This window comes from Xanthomarina arctica (assembly GCF_014638915.1).
Lineage (GTDB): Bacteria > Bacteroidota > Bacteroidia > Flavobacteriales > Flavobacteriaceae > Xanthomarina > Xanthomarina arctica.
Genome location: NZ_BMFQ01000002.1, coordinates 244559 through 262397, shown reverse-complemented (window position 1 = coordinate 262397; position 17839 = coordinate 244559). Strand labels below are relative to the sequence as shown.

General features: G+C 32.8%; 14 protein-coding genes and 1 tRNA gene. 7 read left to right on the top strand and 8 right to left on the bottom strand.

The annotated features are described in order from the left end of the window. Positions 1 to 26: 26 nt before the first annotated feature. The 4 genes from IEV77_RS07390 to IEV77_RS07375 all read right to left on the bottom strand — a co-directional run bounded on the left by IEV77_RS07390 (position 27) and on the right by IEV77_RS07375 (position 6326). Positions 27 to 2789, bottom strand: a complete 2763-nt coding sequence (locus tag IEV77_RS07390; RefSeq protein WP_188463386.1) for a PorP/SprF family type IX secretion system membrane protein — start codon at positions 2787 to 2789, stop codon at positions 27 to 29. A 1-nt stretch (position 2790) separates the two neighbouring features. After that, complete coding sequence (locus IEV77_RS07385) at positions 2791 to 4212, bottom strand: T9SS type B sorting domain-containing protein (RefSeq protein WP_229736608.1); 1422 nt, start codon at positions 4210 to 4212, stop codon at positions 2791 to 2793. 146 nt (positions 4213 to 4358) lie between these two features. Further along, positions 4359 to 5660 carry a beta-helix domain-containing protein gene (locus IEV77_RS07380; RefSeq protein ID WP_188463382.1) on the bottom strand — a complete coding sequence of 434 codons (1302 nt, stop codon included), beginning with the start codon at positions 5658 to 5660 and terminating at the stop codon, positions 4359 to 4361. A 213-nt stretch (positions 5661 to 5873) separates the two neighbouring features. Next, positions 5874 to 6326 (bottom strand): hypothetical protein, encoded by a 453-nt coding sequence (locus IEV77_RS07375; RefSeq protein ID WP_188463380.1) that lies wholly within the window; start codon positions 6324 to 6326, stop codon positions 5874 to 5876. Positions 6327 to 6621: 295 nt separating this feature from the next. On the opposite strand from IEV77_RS07375, the gene IEV77_RS07370 reads away from it, so the two are divergent. From IEV77_RS07370 to IEV77_RS07340, 7 genes are all read left to right on the top strand, one after another. Beyond that, a complete protein-coding gene (locus IEV77_RS07370; protein WP_188463378.1) occupies positions 6622 to 7401 on the top strand; it encodes a DUF3108 domain-containing protein in 780 nt (259 codons plus the stop codon). Between the two features lie 4 nt (positions 7402 to 7405). After that, positions 7406 to 7747 carry an FUSC family protein gene (locus IEV77_RS07365; protein ID WP_188463377.1) on the top strand — a complete coding sequence of 114 codons (342 nt, stop codon included), beginning with the start codon at positions 7406 to 7408 and terminating at the stop codon, positions 7745 to 7747. A gap of 378 nt (positions 7748 to 8125) precedes the next feature. Continuing rightward, positions 8126 to 9163, top strand: a complete 1038-nt coding sequence (locus IEV77_RS07360; protein ID WP_188463375.1) for a M28 family peptidase — start codon at positions 8126 to 8128, stop codon at positions 9161 to 9163. Positions 9164 to 9256: 93 nt separating this feature from the next. Further along, positions 9257 to 10822 (top strand): M28 family peptidase, encoded by a 1566-nt coding sequence (locus tag IEV77_RS07355; protein WP_188463373.1) that lies wholly within the window; start codon positions 9257 to 9259, stop codon positions 10820 to 10822. Between the two features lie 86 nt (positions 10823 to 10908). Beyond that, positions 10909 to 11610, top strand: coding sequence for a class I SAM-dependent methyltransferase (locus tag IEV77_RS07350; protein WP_188463371.1), 702 nt, complete (start codon positions 10909 to 10911; stop codon positions 11608 to 11610). A 10-nt stretch (positions 11611 to 11620) separates the two neighbouring features. Further along, a complete protein-coding gene (locus IEV77_RS07345) occupies positions 11621 to 13606 on the top strand; it encodes a monovalent cation:proton antiporter family protein (protein WP_188463369.1) in 1986 nt (661 codons plus the stop codon). Between the two features lie 65 nt (positions 13607 to 13671). Further along, positions 13672 to 14106 carry a TlpA family protein disulfide reductase gene (locus tag IEV77_RS07340; RefSeq protein WP_188463367.1) on the top strand — a complete coding sequence of 145 codons (435 nt, stop codon included), beginning with the start codon at positions 13672 to 13674 and terminating at the stop codon, positions 14104 to 14106. Positions 14107 to 14176: 70 nt separating this feature from the next. Here IEV77_RS07340 and IEV77_RS07335 read toward each other — a convergent pair. The 4 genes from IEV77_RS07335 to IEV77_RS07320 form a co-directional block, all read right to left on the bottom strand. After that, a tRNA-His gene (locus IEV77_RS07335) sits at positions 14177 to 14252 on the bottom strand. Between the two features lie 77 nt (positions 14253 to 14329). Further along, the gene (bshB1, locus tag IEV77_RS07330; RefSeq protein WP_188463365.1) at positions 14330 to 15055 is read right to left on the bottom strand and encodes a bacillithiol biosynthesis deacetylase BshB1; all 726 of its coding nucleotides are present in this window, start codon (positions 15053 to 15055) and stop codon (positions 14330 to 14332) included. Positions 15056 to 15170: 115 nt separating this feature from the next. After that, the gene (gene rlmF / locus IEV77_RS07325) at positions 15171 to 16070 is read right to left on the bottom strand and encodes a 23S rRNA (adenine(1618)-N(6))-methyltransferase RlmF (RefSeq protein WP_188464813.1); all 900 of its coding nucleotides are present in this window, start codon (positions 16068 to 16070) and stop codon (positions 15171 to 15173) included. A gap of 38 nt (positions 16071 to 16108) precedes the next feature. After that, the gene (locus IEV77_RS07320; protein ID WP_188463363.1) at positions 16109 to 17260 is read right to left on the bottom strand and encodes a trans-sulfuration enzyme family protein; all 1152 of its coding nucleotides are present in this window, start codon (positions 17258 to 17260) and stop codon (positions 16109 to 16111) included. Positions 17261 to 17839 lie beyond the last annotated feature (579 nt).

Below are 17839 nucleotides of genomic sequence, written 5' to 3'. Positions count from 1 at the left end.
AGATTAAATGGGGCTTTCTTTTTTTCTTAATCTTCTATTTTAACAACAGACATTTTTTCATTATAAGGTTTGTTTCCTTTGGAATCCAACGCGTTCAACGCTTCTTCTACATTATTGAATTTTTGGTAGTAAATAAAATATTTACTAGAATTCACATCATAGAAGAAATTAACATTGGACTGTCCGGACGCTACTACATTCTGCAGAAAGGCATCTCTATCTTTCACGTTTTCATGTACTGCAATAATCATATAATAACCATTATCCGTATTCTGAACTCCTTTTAATATTTGAACATTACTACTTTGTTCTTGTCCAAAATTAAAATCTTCAACTGTTAAAGGAACCGAGCTTAAAGGTGTTGTTTCTTTAATTCTTTCTAATGTAGCTTTGTCTTTTACGAATTTGTCTTTTTCATTATCATAAACGGCACGTTTAATACGTCTTTTTCTCTCAATTTCTGTAGCCAAATTAATAGATTCAAGAGTTGATACTAAACTAGCTCTAGCTCTTTCAGACTCGGCTTGTTCTTCTCTTAAAGCTTTAATAGTATTTAAGTAATAATTACTGGTTTCATCATTTTTATTGGAACCTTTTTTAATTCTTTCTATGTATAAATTCTCTAAGTCTTTAATCGTTTTACTATTCTCACTAATGGCTGCATCTAAATCAGATTTTATGCCTTCTAAAATTCTGTTTTCAGCTGAGATACTTTTGAAAGGTTTTGGCTCTAGAAAAATACCTTGTTCACTTAAATCATTTTCTTCTTTTAAATCTTGAAGGTCCTTTTCTTTTATTATTAAAATTTCATTTAACCTGATTAATAAGGCATCTTGTTCTTCTTTAGTTTCTTTAGTTTCTTCTGTTAATGCAAACATCGATTTGGCTAAGGCATCTTTTTGAGTTATTTGAAGATCCACTTGAGGTTCAACTTGAGTATCTGCCACTATTGCTAAATTTTTTGCTTTATCTGCTTCAGCTTGAGCCAATGCCTCTGCTGCTAATCTCGCAACTTCATCTGCTTGTTTTTGTGCTTCTAATTCGGCGGCTATTCTTGCTGCTTCATCTATTTCAGCTTGAGCATTCGCTTCGGTTGCTAATCTGGCTGCTTCTGCCGCTTCGACAGCAACTTCATTTGCAAGTCTTGCTTGTTCCTCTGCTTGTGCTTGAGATACTTTTTCTGCGGCTAATCTAGCAGCTTCTTCTGCATTAGCTTGAACTATGGCTTCTGATGCTAATCTTGCTGCTTCATCTGCTTCTGCCTGAGCTATTGCTTCTGCGGCTATTCTTGCTGCTTCATCTTTTTCTGCTTGGACTGCTGATGCCGCTGCTAATCTGGCATCTTCATCTGCTTGGGCTTTTGCTTCGGCGGCCATTTCGGCTGCTAATCTTGCTTGTTCTGCTGCTTCCAATTGAGAAGCTCTTTCTGCTAACAATCTAGCTTCCTCTAAAGCAATGGCATCTTGCCTAGCTTGTTCTTCAGCTTGAGCTTCAGACGCTAATCTAGCTTGTTTCTCGGCTTCTGCTTGAGCGATTCTTTCTTGAGCCAATCTAACTTCTTCTGCATAAATAGCTTCTTGCTTTACTTTTTCTTCAGCTATCTCAGCATCCGTTGGTTGCGCCTGATTTTCAGCTAAAGCCTGTGCTTTTGCTTCGCCATCTAATCTGGCTTGTTCTTGTGCGGCAGCTCTTTCCGCTGCTCTTGTCTCTATAGCCAATCTCGCTTCTTCCTGAGCTAATTCTCTTTCTAATGCTTTTTCTTCTGCTATTTGAGCTCTCTCTTCAGCATCTAAGGTTGGCTTGGTTGAAACGGCTGGTTTGCGTTTCTGATCTTTAATTAACAGCGCTTGTTCTCTTTCGTCGCCACTATAGTCATATCTGTTTCTCGTGTTAAATTTGTAAGCCAGAGTAAATTCATGAGAAGAACCAAAGGTTGCTAAATCGCCCATGGCTTTTTCATAATTATACTCTACAGATATTTGCTTTGTAACATTAAGTCCAATTCCTCCAGTTAATCCATAAACAGTATTATAACCGGCTTGTGCCCAAATTCCTTTTGGAACAGATAACATAGCTAAACCTGAGATGATGGTTTGATCTTTTTTGAATTCAGATTTTACTAGGGCGGAAAATTTACTTTGGTCGAAAAACCCACGACTATACATAAAACCTGTGTACATAAAATGAGCCTGAATACCTTGTTGTGGATCGTCTTCAATAAGTGCTGAAGTTTTTACATTATACTGTACTAAATTATTTATTGCAACTCCGAAATCTACAAATCCCATTCCATAATTAATTCCTGGACTTACACTTAAAACCATGTTGTTAGGAATGTTATCTAAAGATGGATCTGGTTGATTTACGATCACACTTCCTTCATTAAGACTACTTTTATAAAACCCAAGATTTAATCCGAAGGTTAAATTACTATCGGTTTGAAGTCTCGCATTATAAGCAAAGTTTAAAATACCACCAAAGGTTGTTAAAACACCATAGTTCTGTTGAAATAAGCCAACTCCAACTCCAATGTTTTCACTATATCTACCTGTATAATTTAATAAAAAGGTTTGTGGAGCATCTTCAAATTGTACCCACTCTCTCTTATTGGTAATATTAATATAGGTATTTTGTTCTCTAACAAAACTAAAGGTAGGATTTGTTAAATATCTATTGAATTTTAAAGAACTTCTTACTGGTATAGCCAACGACACAACCCCATCTTCTTGAGAGAAGGTAAGTTGTGTAGAACACATTAGGATGGCTAGTATCAGTAAAAATGTTTTCATTTTATTTTACTATGGTTATAGAACCTTTTTTGGTTTCATTATCTGGAGTGGTTATCACGTAATAATATACAGGATTAACACTCTTAAAATCTATTTCGTTTATTGGCCAATTATTTTGATAATCGGTAGTTTTAAGGGATATTTTCCCATAAGAATCCATAATCAAGACTTCAGTATTGGTACCACTTACATATATATTTGGAATAACCCATGTATCATTAATACCGTCTCCATTAGGACTTATTAAATTTGGAATTTCTGCTACACTAGGAAAAGGATCTACTGGAGCTTCTATTTCAAATAAAAATTCATCTGAAAAAACACAACCCGTAGTTTGACTGATAGTAACCTTATAGGTTCCATACTCGGTAGCATCATAAAAATCTTCTATTGCTCCAGGGATAATGGCATTATTTAAATACCATTGAAATTCTGGATTGATAGCAGTAGTAGAAACTAGCACATATAATGTATCCCCCAGTTCCAGAGTATTTACATCGTCTACATTAATACTACTTGTAAACCCTTCGCTTATAAGGTCAATTGTGGCAGTTGTTGTACAACTTCCTAAATCGATACTTACAGAAAAAGTTCCAGATACATTGGTTTCATAACTTTGGTTGGTTGCACCAGAAATGGCATCGCCATCTAAAAACCATTGGTAACTATTTCCAGTATTTGTTGTTAATGTGGTTGGTCCGCCACTTGGGCAGAATGGATTTCCAAGACTGGAAACAATATCAGATGTAGAACCAGATGTAGATTGAGAAACGGTAACACGGTTTGAAAAAGAATCTGAAGTACAGGTACCATAATTTGTTTTCACAAAATAAGTTCCAGGATTACTTACCAATAAGGTTTCACCATCTTCAACAAAAACAGAAGTTGTAGGGCTTGTTTCTCTATACCACTTAAAAGTAAGATTTGGATAATTTAATGGGGAATCGTTTAATCCAGTTCCCGGATTATCTATGGTTAATAGGTAACTACTTCCAGCACAATATGCTGCTGTAGAAATTAAATTGTTTATTGAAAATGGACTATCCTGAACTTTATAATATGCTGCAAAAGTAGGAGACCCAGAACTTGTAGCAGCAGGAGCTGTACTTTTTATTCTAAGTCTGTAAGATTCTCCTGCAGTATCTGTAGGCAATAAAAAACTAAGTGTTACAGGTGAGGTTGTACTTGATCCTCCTGTTAAAGGCGTAATAACTGTGGCATTAGAAAAATCGCCACTAGCATCAGATAATTCGATATTAAATTGATTACCTGCTCCTAGTCCTGATTCCGGAGAAAAAACAAAAGAAACATAGTACGTGTCAAACATCTCGTTTGCGCATGCCTGAGTAAATCCTAAATTTGGAGCGCCAATTCCTATTTGAGCTTTTAAGTTCTGATTATAAATTAGAACAAAAAAACACATTACAAAAAAAAGTTTTTTTACAAAAGTAGTTTTATCCATGCGCCTGACTATTAGTCATCTGTACTAAAAAATTGAGGGTTATACTATTGGATTAATTAAATTCTCTTAAATGTAATCGTTACATCATCAGTTTAAGTTTAAATCAATTAATCATGACTAGATGCGATAATTTTATTTATACGCAATCTATAGTCAGGTCTTTTTGTGTCTTTCAAATCAATAAATGTTTCTGAATCCAATCCTTTTGAATACACATTAAAGAAACTACTATTCCCATACCAGCTCTCTAAATCTTCATTATTAGTATTGTATTCAGTAAAAATATTTCCATTGCAATTATTGAAATACATTTCTGTAAACTTGATTTTATCTAAATTTTCGTTATTGATTTTTATTTTATTATCAAACAACACTGCTGGGTTAAAACCAGAAATAACACTTTTACTCATATCTAACGATGCATACTCAGAAACATAAATAGCTTCTTTAACTAAGCCCATTTTAATTTCTGCCTGTAAATTATCGCTCGCATTAATAAATGTTAGATTGGTTGCCATGACTGAGGTTTGTTTTTTAGAAAAATCCACTTCCTCTTTGTCATTGTTATAAGATGCCACTTGTAAACATCTAGATCCTTCAGAACTTGACACGTAAGAAGATCTTACTGCCAAAGAGTTATAGAGATTACATTGGGCTCCATAATTAAAATTATAATCTATTCTGTCTGATTTTAAGGATACCATTTTGCTTAAATTAACTTGACCTCCAAAAACATCGAAAGAATTTCCTGCTGAGTAGCTAACCATAATATTTTCTATAATCGTCTGACTTCCGACACCAGCTAAAAGCAAAGCATTGAAATTCTCTCCACTTTTTAATTTCTTACCAGCAAACTCAATTCTTACATATCTTAAAATACCAGAATTGCTTTCAATATTTTCTCCACCATAACTAATGTTATCATAAGAGGCTGCTTTAAAATTATGATTTATAGAAGATCCATTTCCAAACTTATTAAGTGGCGCATCTCCAAGTAGTATGACACCTCCCCAATCTCCAGCTTTCTTAACACTTCTATTAGAAGTAAAAACAATTGGATCGGTTACTGAACCATCTGCAATTATTTTGGCTCCTTTAGTTATTATTAAAGAACCATTGGTTTTAAAATCGCCAATAATTACGGTTCCTGGTTCTATTGTAAGAGTTGAATTGTTAGTAACAAAAACATTTCCTAACAACAAGTAAATGTTTCTCTTTAACAATTTTGTATCTGTTGAAATGTTTCCTGTAAGAATTTCGGTAGCTTCTCCATATTCAATATGGTCTGGTTTAAATTCTGTCCAAGAACTTAACCAATTATTAGTGCCAATAATACCTTTCTCTTGTTGAGGGTATACATTGAAACACACTAATAGAAAAATACATAAAATTTGGGCCAGATTTTTCATAGTTAAAATAGTTATTTATTAATCAAAAAAATTCTCTTTATTATAGTTCAAACATATAAATAAATTCCACTAAATACAAATAAACACGACGAAATGCGTAAATCAATTTATTTTTGTGTTATTTTCTTACAAAAATTTCAAATTTGTTACAATTTTTCTAAATAATGATATTTCAATATTTAGAAAAATGAGGATTTAATTGATAGATTACAATTAGAATCTATTGTTTTCGCTATAGATATGCAGCGCTTTTAAAGTTTCTTCATAAAATAAAATGGCTGCTATTAAATTTGTCCGATCTGAGTAGGGCAAAATTTTATTTTGAAATTCCATGGTACTTTCAAAATAATTTTTAGTAGCCTCAATTTGAGTATCCAAAGCACTTCTATTATCTTTTGTATCTGGAATACCAAACGTAGACATGGTAACTCCAGGTTTTGTAGCAAAAGCAATATAAGGTAGAATTTTAATGATAATTTCAATACGCTCATTATACAATCCTAACAATGTTCCTTTTTGAAATTGTTCGAGTTCCTTTCTATCATGATATTTAGAAATGGATACGTCTTGACTGATAATGCTTTTAGGTGCGTCTTTATTTTGAGCAGTTCCAATGCCTGCCATTAATAAAAAAGTAAGACAGAATAAAGTAATTTTAGATTTCATATTAAAGATTTTGGGTTCAATAACACAAATTTATGTAATTAAACGAAAAAAACAAGCATTTTGTCGATTATTTCATGTTATTCCAAAAAATAAATTTGAATTAATAAAAAACAACGTCAACACTCAGAAAATAATAGGATTAAATTATTTTCGTAAATACGTTCTATCTATATATTTAAAAATCCAATTCCCTATAACAACACCCGTTATAGAAACCAAACTTTTTTTGAGACTTTATATATTAGGCACAAAAAATGTTATTACCTTCGTTGTAATAAAATAAACTTACTACTATATGCTGAAATATTTTTTTCTTTTAAGTCTATTTGCTCCCTCCTTAAGCTTTGCACAAAACAATGCTTTTAATGCTGGAGAAAAATTAGCATTTACTGCTTCCTATAACATGTCTGGTGTATTAACAGAACTAGCACAAGTAAACATGGAAACCAGTGAGGTAAAAACATCCAAAGCCACACTTTTAAGATTAAAGTGTACAGCGACCACCTATAGTAAATGGGATAATTTTTTTAAAATCCGAGATCTTTATGAGAGTTATGTTAGTCCTACTTCAGTAAAACCATATTTGTATAAAAGAGATATTAACGAAGGTAGCTATTCAAAATTTGTACAATATAAATACAACCACTCTAAGGGAACTGCTGAGAGTTTAATTAGAAAGAAAAAGAAAGGTGGTGGCACTTACGACCAAAATAAGACACTAACCATCTCTAGTAGCACAAAAGATATTGTATCCACCATCTATTATTTAAGGACCTTAAATTTAAGCAGTTTTGCAACTGGTAAAACCACGACACTAACAATGATATTCGATAACAAACCTACAGAGATTGTTGTAGCATATTTAGGAAAAGAAACTATTAGCACTAGTATTGGTAGTAAATCTTGTTATAAATTGGGCATCTCCATAAAAAATAGCAACGTCCTAAAAGGTACAAACGATAACTTATTATGGCTAACAGCCGACGAGAATAAAATCCCTGTTTTTGCCAAATTTAAAGTTGCAGTAGGTAATGGCGAATTAAAAATTAAATCGGCAACTGGTCTAAAAAATTAATTATATGAGAAAGCTTTTTATCATTTTAGGAATTATAGCCTCTGTTTTAGCACTTGTTCTTTCTGTTTTACCCTTATCCAATTTAGCATATTTCCCTGCTATTGCGGCCTTAATCTTTGGAATGATAGCATTTTATCTTTCAAAAAAAAATAGTGAATCGATAAAAACCGTTCAACTAGTATTTCTATTAACCATTATTTCGCTTTCTATCTCTATTTATAAATCTATTTTTTATACAGTTGAAGTTGGTAATACCGAAGAATTAGAACAAAGAGAGCAAGAATCTCAAGAAGATGCCTTGGAAGAACTTGAAGATATAAATCTAGACGACCTTGACATAGAATAATCATTTTGTCATCTTAGTATAAAATCCTGTTTTAACCATTATATATTGGTCTCACAGGATTTTTTATTTCAATTTAATTCAACTATAAATGATAATTGGAGCTCCCTTTTTCTATGTGAAGGCTCAGCATTGAAAACACTTCCTCCTCCTCTATGCTATTCCAATAATTCACAATACAATTTAGGTCCTTAAGAAAACGTATTTCCAAATTGACCTTGAGATAGAATGCTTTCCTGAAACATTATTTATTTCAAATTTTGAATGAATTTGGTTGAAGATGCGAAGGTTATAATCCACTTAATTTAATTTAATTTAAAAGTATCTTTCTCAATTTCAACTATTTTTAGTTTATTTGATAGGTAAATAAGCTATTAATTTATGAGGTTTTTTTTAATAACAACTATTTTGACATTAGTTGGTACTTGTGCTACCCCAAAATACAGCACAAAAATACAAACGCTTAAAGACAATATTATCATTAGCGATAGTACAACCATACTAAAATACATTAATACCATAACAGCTCCAGAATTAAGCAATTTATTACATCAGTTTGCAGGTAATGAATTTGAAGGTCGTGGTACAGGCGAAAGTGGCCAAAAAAAAGCAGCTAATTTTTTAAAGGAATATTACCAGACCGAAAACATTTTATCACCAATAAATGATTCGGTGTATTTCCAAATAATCCCTAAGTCCTACTTTTTACACGATACAAAAGCTTCCGAAAATGTGTTGGCCTATATAAAAGGAAGCGAAAAACCTGAAGAAGTGGTTATTATTTCTGGACATTACGACCATCTAGGTATCAAAGAAGACAAAATCTATTTTGGGGCAGACGACAACGGATCGGGAACTGTGGCCATTATGGAAGTAGCTCAAGCTTTTAAAAAGGCAGTCGATGATGGTTACAGACCTAAACGCTCCATTCTTTTTTTACATCTTACGGCTGAAGAAATTGGTCTGGAAGGTTCTAGATTCTATACGGATTTTCCCATTTTTCCTTTATCGGAAACCATTGCAAATTTAAATATCGACATGATTGGTCGTGTAGACAACCACCATCTAGAAAACGAGAATTACTTATATTTAATTGGAGCAGATAGACTTAGTAAAGAGCTTCATATTCTTTCAGAAAAAATAAATACTTCCTTTTTTAATTTAACATTGGATTATAAATTTAATGATGAAAATGATAAAAAAAAGTATTACTTCAGAAGCGATCATTTTAATTTTGCTAAATATAATATTCCTGTAATTTTTTATTTTAATGGAGAACATGAAGATTATCATGAAACAACAGACACCCCAGAAAAAATAAATTACAACGTTTTAAAACTTAGAACTCAATTTATTTTTGCTACAGCTTGGCAATTAGCTAATCGAGAAAACAGATTAATTCTAAACGAAAACATGTAAATCTCCTTTTTGGTGTTAAAGTTTGTTAAAAACTGTATTCCACCCATGTCGGTTTAACTATTTTTGTTTCATTCACTACTAAAACACAAACACATGAAAAAAGTGCTATTTCTTATTTGCAGTGCTGGTTTTGTCCTTTCTTGCGGTTCACAAAAAACCGATTCAAAGACGCAGACCACAACTGTAAACACAATCCCTTTAGATATTACAACCTACGGAGAATCAATTACTTCTGCAGAATTAAAAGAAGACCTTTACATCTATGCTTCAGACGAATTTGAAGGGAGAGGTACTGGAGATGAAGGACAAAAAAAAGCGGTTAACTTTTTAAAGGATAAATATATTGCAATGGACATTCCATCTGCTCTTCCTAATAACCAATATTTTCAAAATGTTCCTTTAGAAAAACTAGGAGTACCAGAGGTAGCATTTACTATAAATGATAAGGCCTATACCAATATAGAAGATTTTGTTTCAATTTCTTCAGTGCAAGATGGTACATTAACAGCTTCTGAAATTGTTTTTGCAGGTTATGGCATAGAAGACGAAAAATATTCAAGTTACAAGGACTTAGACGTAAAAGGAAAAGTGGTTTTAATAAAATCTGGAGAACCAAAAGATGCTGATGGAAATTACCTAATTACTGGTACTTCTAACGCTTCTAAATGGTCTAATTTTAGACAAGCTTTTAGCAACAAACGAGATATTGCTAAAGAAAAAGGTGCCGTTGCTGTTCTAGTATATTATCCTGAGGTCTACGATATGGCGGTTGCTCGTTTTGGAAGTGCGAGTAATAACATTTCCTTAAAGGAGAAAAAAGAGACTATGTATTATTTTTTAATAAATGAAGACTTAGCAAAAAGCATTTTACCAACTATTGAAACGGATGTTGAAAACAAAAAAATTGACTTGCCTATTCAATTAAATTATAAAAATGTTACTACGGATATCGTTTCAGAAAATGTAGCCGCATTTATAAAAGGAACAGAAAAGCCTGATGAAATTATTGTTATTTCAGCACATTTAGATCACGAAGGGGTAAAAAATGGAGAGATCTATAATGGAGCAGACGATGATGGATCTGGAACTGTAGCAGTTTTAGAAATTGCTCAAGCCTTTAAAATGGCAGCTAAAGATGGTCATGGACCAAAACGTTCTATTTTATTTCTTCATGTAACTGGGGAAGAAAAAGGGCTTTTAGGTTCTCAATATTATACAGATGTAGATCCTATTTTTCCACTTGAAAATACCGTTGTCAATTTAAATATTGATATGATTGGACGAGTAGACGAAAAACATGATGATGGAGATGGAAATTATTTATACCTAATTGGAAGCGACAAATTAAGCACCGAATTACATACCATTTCGGAAGAAGCGAATAATAAATATACTAATATAGAATTCGATTATACGTATAACATGGATGACGATCCAAATCGTTTTTACTACAGAAGTGATCATTACAACTTTGCAAAAAATAACATTCCTGTAATTTTTTACTTTAATGGAACACATGCCGATTACCACAAGCCATCGGATACTCCAGATAAAATTAGATACGATTTACTTGAAACTCGTACTCGATTAGTATTCTATACTGCTTGGGAACTTGCTAATAGAGACCAAAAAATTGTTGTAGATGTTATTACGGAATAGACCCAAATAAATATGACTAAAAAAGCTTTCCAAAACAGGAAAGCTTTTTTTATTTTTATTAAGTTTACCAAACATAAATTGAATGTATGGCTTACGCAGATAGCACAAGAAATAACAAATCATCCATCAAACAGTTTTCACATCAAAAACGATTTAATATCGCTTTGAAGCTAATTGATTTGAAGTCTCACGAAATCTTGTTGGATTTTGGAACTGGAGATGGTTTTTTATTAGAGTGCTTGCACCAGGCACATCCCGAGGCTAAATTATATGGTTTTGATCCTTTGGACTTTATGTTTCAAGAATTAAAAGATACTATTGAAACCAAGCAACTAAATCAGATCTTTATTACAAATAATTTAAAAGATTTAAAACCTGCTTCTTTCAACGTCATTTCTTGTCTGGAAGTTTTGGAGCATTTTTCGGAATCCAATCAGAGAAAACGCCTATTAGAAATTGCGAATTTCTTACATGACGACGGAAGAATTGTTATTTCTGTGCCTTTGGAAGTTGGCTTCCCATCGCTATTGAAAAACACAATAAGATATCTTATCGGACAAAATAAAGGAGACGCAACCTTTAAAAATATTATTAAATCTTTATTTGGATTAAAAATAGAAAGACAACAGGAAGGATATATATACACACATATTGGTTTTAATCATAACAAGCTGGAAACTCTTTTTAAGGAATGCCAACTTGAAATAACTAAAAAAGAATATTCGCCTTTTAAATATTTTTATGGCATTGCAAATTCTCAAGTATTTTATAATTTAAAAAAAGTTTAACCACTAACATATGCATTTTCCCTTATTACAAGACATTTTAGTTTTATTAGCTTTTTCAGTACTTATTGTATTTCTACTCCAAAAAGCCAAATTACCTTCTATTTTAGGGTTCTTAATTACTGGTGCCATTATTGGGCCTTATGGTTTAAGTCTAGTTAATGCTGTTGAGGAAGTTGAGGTTATCTCAGAAATAGGGGTTATTTTACTTTTGTTTGTAATTGGAATGGAATTGTCCATTAAAAAATTAGCATCCATGAAGAGAACCATTTTTATAGGTGGTTTTTTGCAGGTAGGATTAACCGTTTTAATTGCAGGTAGTTGCTATTATTTTTTGGGGAATAGCTGGAATGAATCTGTTTTTATTGGTTTTTTATTCTCTCTTTCTAGTACAGCCATTGTTTTAAAAGTGTTTCAGGATAGAAATGAAATGTCTACTCTTCATGGTAGAAATGCTTTAGCTATTTTAATTTTTCAAGATATTATTGTGGTTCCCATGATGCTTTTTACGCCTATTATTGCGGGAGAAAGCACAGACGTTACAACTAGCGTTTTAACCTTATTGTTTAAATCGGTGGTGGTTATTGTTATTACTATTTTAAGTGCACGTTATGTGGTGCCAAAAATTATGTATGCCGTAGCAAAAACAAATAACAAGGAATTGTTTTTATTAACAACTATTACCATTTGTTTTGCAGTAGCGTTTTTAACCTCTCAGGCAGGTTTATCTTTAGCCTTAGGTGCTTTTATGGCTGGACTTATTATTTCAGAATCAGAATTTAGTCATCAGGCAACTAGCATCATTTTACCATTTAGAGAGTTGTTTATTAGTTTCTTCTTTATTTCGGTTGGGATGCTCCTTAATATCGAATTTTTCTTCGACCATATTGGAATCATTCTTTTGTTGGTTTTAGCTGTTTTAATTATCAAATCGTCCATTGTGGCTTTATCTGTCGCTATTTTAAATTACCCCTCCAGAACGGTTTTAATTACTGGTTTATCTCTATTTCAAGTAGGTGAATTTGCCTTTATACTTTCAAAAGTTGGAATTGAATATAACTTATTATCAGCCGAAACCAATCAATACTTTTTAGCTGTTTCCATTGTTACCATGTTGCTTACACCATTTGTTATTATTTTTTCTGAAAATATTTCAGACCGTTTTCACAATACAAAAATAGCTAAAGCTTTGACTTCAAATTCAAAAGAGAATACAGAAGAAATAGAAGCGAACATGGAGATCGATTTAAGCAATCACTTAGTTATTATTGGTTTTGGAATCAATGGTTCTAACTTAGCAAAAGCATCGCAATTTAGTAACATTCCATATGTGGTTATCGAATTTAATGCGGAAACAGTAAAGCGTGAAAAAGCGAATGGAATTCCTATCATATTTGGTGATGCCACACAACCTCACATGTTAGAAACTGTCAATTTATCGAAAGCACGTTCTGTAGTTGTAGCCATTTCTGATGCCGAAGCAACGAGAACGATTATACGCAACATTCGAGACATCAGTCAGTCGGTTTATTTGGTTGTAAGAACCCGATATGTCAAAGAGATTTCAGATCTAATAGCATATGGTGCAGATGATGTGATCCCTGAAGAATTTGAAACATCTATTGAAATATTTTCCCGTGTGCTACACGATTTCCTAGTGCCTGAAAACGATATTTCAGAATTTATAGACCTCATCCGTGCCGATAATTATAAAGTTTTCAATTCTAAAAAGAAACTTCCTAATACCTTCAGATCAACTAAGATTCCGAATGTCAATATTACTTGTTTACGTATCAATATTGATAGTGGCAGAATTTTAGGAAAAACATTAAAAGATTTAAATATTAGAAAAGAATTTGGGATTAATATTTTAGCCATCGAACGTAAGGATGAAGTGATTGATTATATTGGACCTAACGAAAAATTGTATCAAAACGATAAATTATATGTTAGTGGTAGACAAGAGAATATAGAAGAGTTTCATAGAGTTTTAAATTAGAAATCTTACGAATAGGTCGCGACCTGTCCGTACTATCTTCAATAAAAATTAGCTTTATCCAGAACATGATAAAAATAGATAACATAACTGTAACCACGCTTGAAGGTGAGCCAGCAGATCTTATAAAAGAATACAAAAACAAGCCGCTTTTAATCCTGTTTTACAACAACCAATGTTTGGGTTGTACTGGTCGTGCTATTCCCCTAGCCTATCAATTTTCAAAAGATTATCCAGAGCTTTCTGTTGTTGCTATTCATAGCACCTTTGGAAATCAAACCATCTCTAAGCAAGAGATTTTAGATATTTTTACTTTAAAAGAAATCCCTTTTCCAATTTATATGGATGACCATCATAAATGGTTTGACTTTTTTAATTGTGAAGGCACACCACATTGGATTATCTTAAATCAGGACGCCAGAGTATTTAAATCGTTTTACGGATCTCAAGAAAACGCTCAAAACAGGCTTTATTACGCACTTGAAGAGCTTTTAAACACGTAAGAATAACTCGCGATTTGTCAAAAAAAAGGCACAAAAAAAGCCTCACATTTCTGTGAAGCTTTTGTTTTTTGGGTGAAAGACGGGATTCGAACCCGCGACCCTTGGTACCACAAACCAATGCTCTAACCAACTGAGCTACAATCACCATTTTAAATTGGATTGCAAAGGTATATGTTTTCTTGATTTTAACAAAGACTTTTTATAATATTATTTAATTATTTTTTCACTTTAAATCGAACAGGCTGTTAACCACAGGATAACGTTCCACAGTAAACCCTTCAGCGTAATCAACTCCTACTAACCTACCCAAGTCTTTTGCTCTATATGCAATACTATCTGTAAAATTTTTACTTGAAATAGGAGTTTCTGGCGCATCACTTTTAGGATCGTAAAATTGGGTTTTATAAGCTAATACAGAAGCCTCTTTCTTATCCATAAATCCTGATACATCCACCAAGAAATCAGGTTCAATAGGTTGCCATTGAATATAATGATACACTTGTTTTGGTCTCCATGGATCTTGCCATTGCATATCATCTGCATCAAACTTCGTATCAATTTTTATCAAACCACTTAAAAAGCAGGCGTCACTAACTAGTTTACTTCCTTTACCATGATCGATATGTCTATCTGTAATAGCATTACACATTACAATCTCTGGTTGATACTTTCTTATAATTTTAATGACTTCCAATTGATGTTTTTGGTCGTTTACAAAAAACCCATCAGCAAAGGCCAAATTAATACGGATGCTGGCTCCTAATATGTTTGCTGCTTCATTAGATTCAGCATCTCTAGTTTCAGCAGTCCCACGAGTTCCTAATTCCCCACGGGTTAAATCGATAATCCCCACTTTTTTTCCAGCGGCTATTTCTTTGGCTAAAGTAGCTCCACAGCCTAATTCTACATCGTCAGGATGCGCTCCAAACGCAAGTATATCTAATTTCATTTAAAATTATTTTAATTTAACAAATTCTTATTTCACCTCTCAATCGAAGAAGTCGAAACCTCCTATTTGGTAGTTTCGGGAGAGACAAAATTACAAATTATCAGGAGTAATTACTTTAATTCCAATCCTTTTGTTGCTCTTTGGTTAAAAATGTCCAAGCAACGATTCTAGATATTTTGTTTCCTAGTGTCATTTGAATCACTTTTACCTCTGTGGCTCCTAACTTTTTAAGCGATACTTTCATAGACCTAACATGGTCATTGTTAGAAACCAAAGTTGTAAACCAAAAACACTGCTCTTTAAAAAAAGAACTTTCATATAAATAGGTGTGCAAAAACGCTTTTTCACCTCCTTCATACCAAAGTTCATTAGAGGTACCACCAAAGTTTCTCACCAAGGTTTCAGATGGTTTCCCCAACCCCTTCAGTTTTCTAGTGGTTGCTTCTATGGCTTCTGCTTCACTTTTAAAGAAAGGCGGATTACACATAGTGGCACTCAACTTATCCGAAGTATTAAAAATTCCTTTTAAAATTTGAGAAACCTCAGCTTGAAAAATCAATTTTATTTTGTCCGATAACCGATTCTTATCAATGATTACTTGGGCATTTTCTAAAGAGTCCTTATCAACATCCGAAGCTAGAAATTGCCAGTCGTAAACCGCGTTTCCCAACAAAGGGTAAATACAGGTAGCTCCAGTACCAACATCTAAAACTTGTATATTTTCTTTAATCCCAGAACTACTTAAAAGCGTCGCCAAATGATGGATATAATCGACTCTCCCAGGAATTGGAGGACATAAATTTTGATCAGAAAACTCCCAATAAGTAATATGATAATAAGCAAATAGCAAAGCCGTATTTAAGGCTTTTACAGCCTTCGGATTTGAAAAATCAATGGTTTGGGTTTCGTATGAATTCACAAATACAAAGGGCTCTAAATCTTTATACACCTTACAAAGGGTATGAAAATCGTAGCCGGATGCGTGTTTATTTTTAGAATGTAAGGTTGTTTTGATAGCAAATGGATTTTAACTATTAAATTAAAAAATAAGATTTATTTAATTTGAGAAAAAGCATTCTCAATATCATTAATAAGATCTTTTTTGGATTCTATACCAACGGAAAAACGAATGAGGCCATCGTTAATACCTAATTTGGCTCTTTCTTCTGCACTTAATAAAGCATGAGATGTTAAAGTTGGTAATAACATGGTGCTCTCCACTCCTGCTAAACTCATGGAAGGTTTTATAAGACTTAAAGCTTTCAAGAAATTTGAAGCGTTTAAATTATCAGTCAATTCAAAAGACATCATTCCTCCAAAACGGTTCATTTGCGATTTAGCTAATTTATGTTCTGGGTGACTTTTAAGTCCTGGATAATACACATGTTTCACGTCTGGATGTTTTTCTAAATATTTAGCTAATTTTTTGGCATTCTTACTTTGGGCTTTCACACGTAAAGCCATGGTTTTCATGCTGCGTTCTAGCATCCAAACCATAAAATCGCTTAAACTACCGCCAAGATTTTTCCCAACGTTCCAAATTGTAGTAATATGTTCTTGAGAAGCAGCAACGGCTCCCGCTAAAATATCGCTATGACCTCCCATATATTTGGTGGCCGAATGAATAACAATATCCATCCCTAAATCGATTGGGTTTTGAATAATAGGACTTGCAAAGGTATTGTCTATAGTTGTGATAATTTGCTTCGATTTTGCCAAAGCAGCAACGCCTTTAATATCTGTAATAGTCATTAATGGATTAGAAGGTGTTTCAATATGAATCAACTTGGTATTGGGTTGAATAGCCTTTTCAAAGTCTGAAACCTGATACCCATCTGTAAAGGTAAATTCAATCCCATATTTTGGTAATTCTTCTCTAATAAAATTACTGGTACCACCATAAAGCGGATTCTGAACCACCAAATGGTCTCCCGTCTTTAAAAAAGCTAAAAACGTGGTACTCACGGCAGCCATTCCAGAACCAAAAATCATGGCTGCTTCAGTATGTTCTAAGGCAGCAATTTTTTTGGATAAAAACTCTTGGTTTGGTGTATTAAAATAACGCGGATATCTTTTAACATCTACATCTTCAAACTGATACGAAGTAGACATGTATATTGGCGATACAGCACCTTTAAACTGTTCGTCTTTAATTTCTCCCGTATGGGTACAAATGGTGTTTAATCCTAATTTTTCTTTAGCCATCTTGGTTTATTTTGAAGTTAAAATTAAGGAATTTCAAGGCATTAATAAAATTAATGTATGACTTATATAATCAGACCTTAAAAAATTATAATAATACCATCAACAAAACCACTTGAGGCTGTCATCCCATAGGTTCCTACGTCTTATTAACGTAAGTCTCATAAAATGAGAAGAAGAAATATGAAGATACAAATTCGTGATCCTTTGTGTCAATCTAAGCTTGTGGAAGACACTTATAATTTGTAAAATTCAAGTCATTCTTAGTAATTAGTTTCAACAAAAATATAATCTTCAAAAAAACTCCGTGAATTCCTGTGAATCTTTGTGTGATTCAGTTTAACAATAAAAAAGTGAACAAACCCAACCAATTAAAAAAATCAGTCATATCAATTCGTGGTATTCGAGGAATCCATTAAAATATAATTTTCACAATCCCATTACTCCATTTATTATCAACACCTTACATCTTTCAAAGAATAAATGGGTAGTTAAACGATTTTATTATTAAAAATAAAGAACATACATTAAATTGGGATCTCCCTTCTTGATTATAGCTAAAAAAACATTTTATGTAACAGA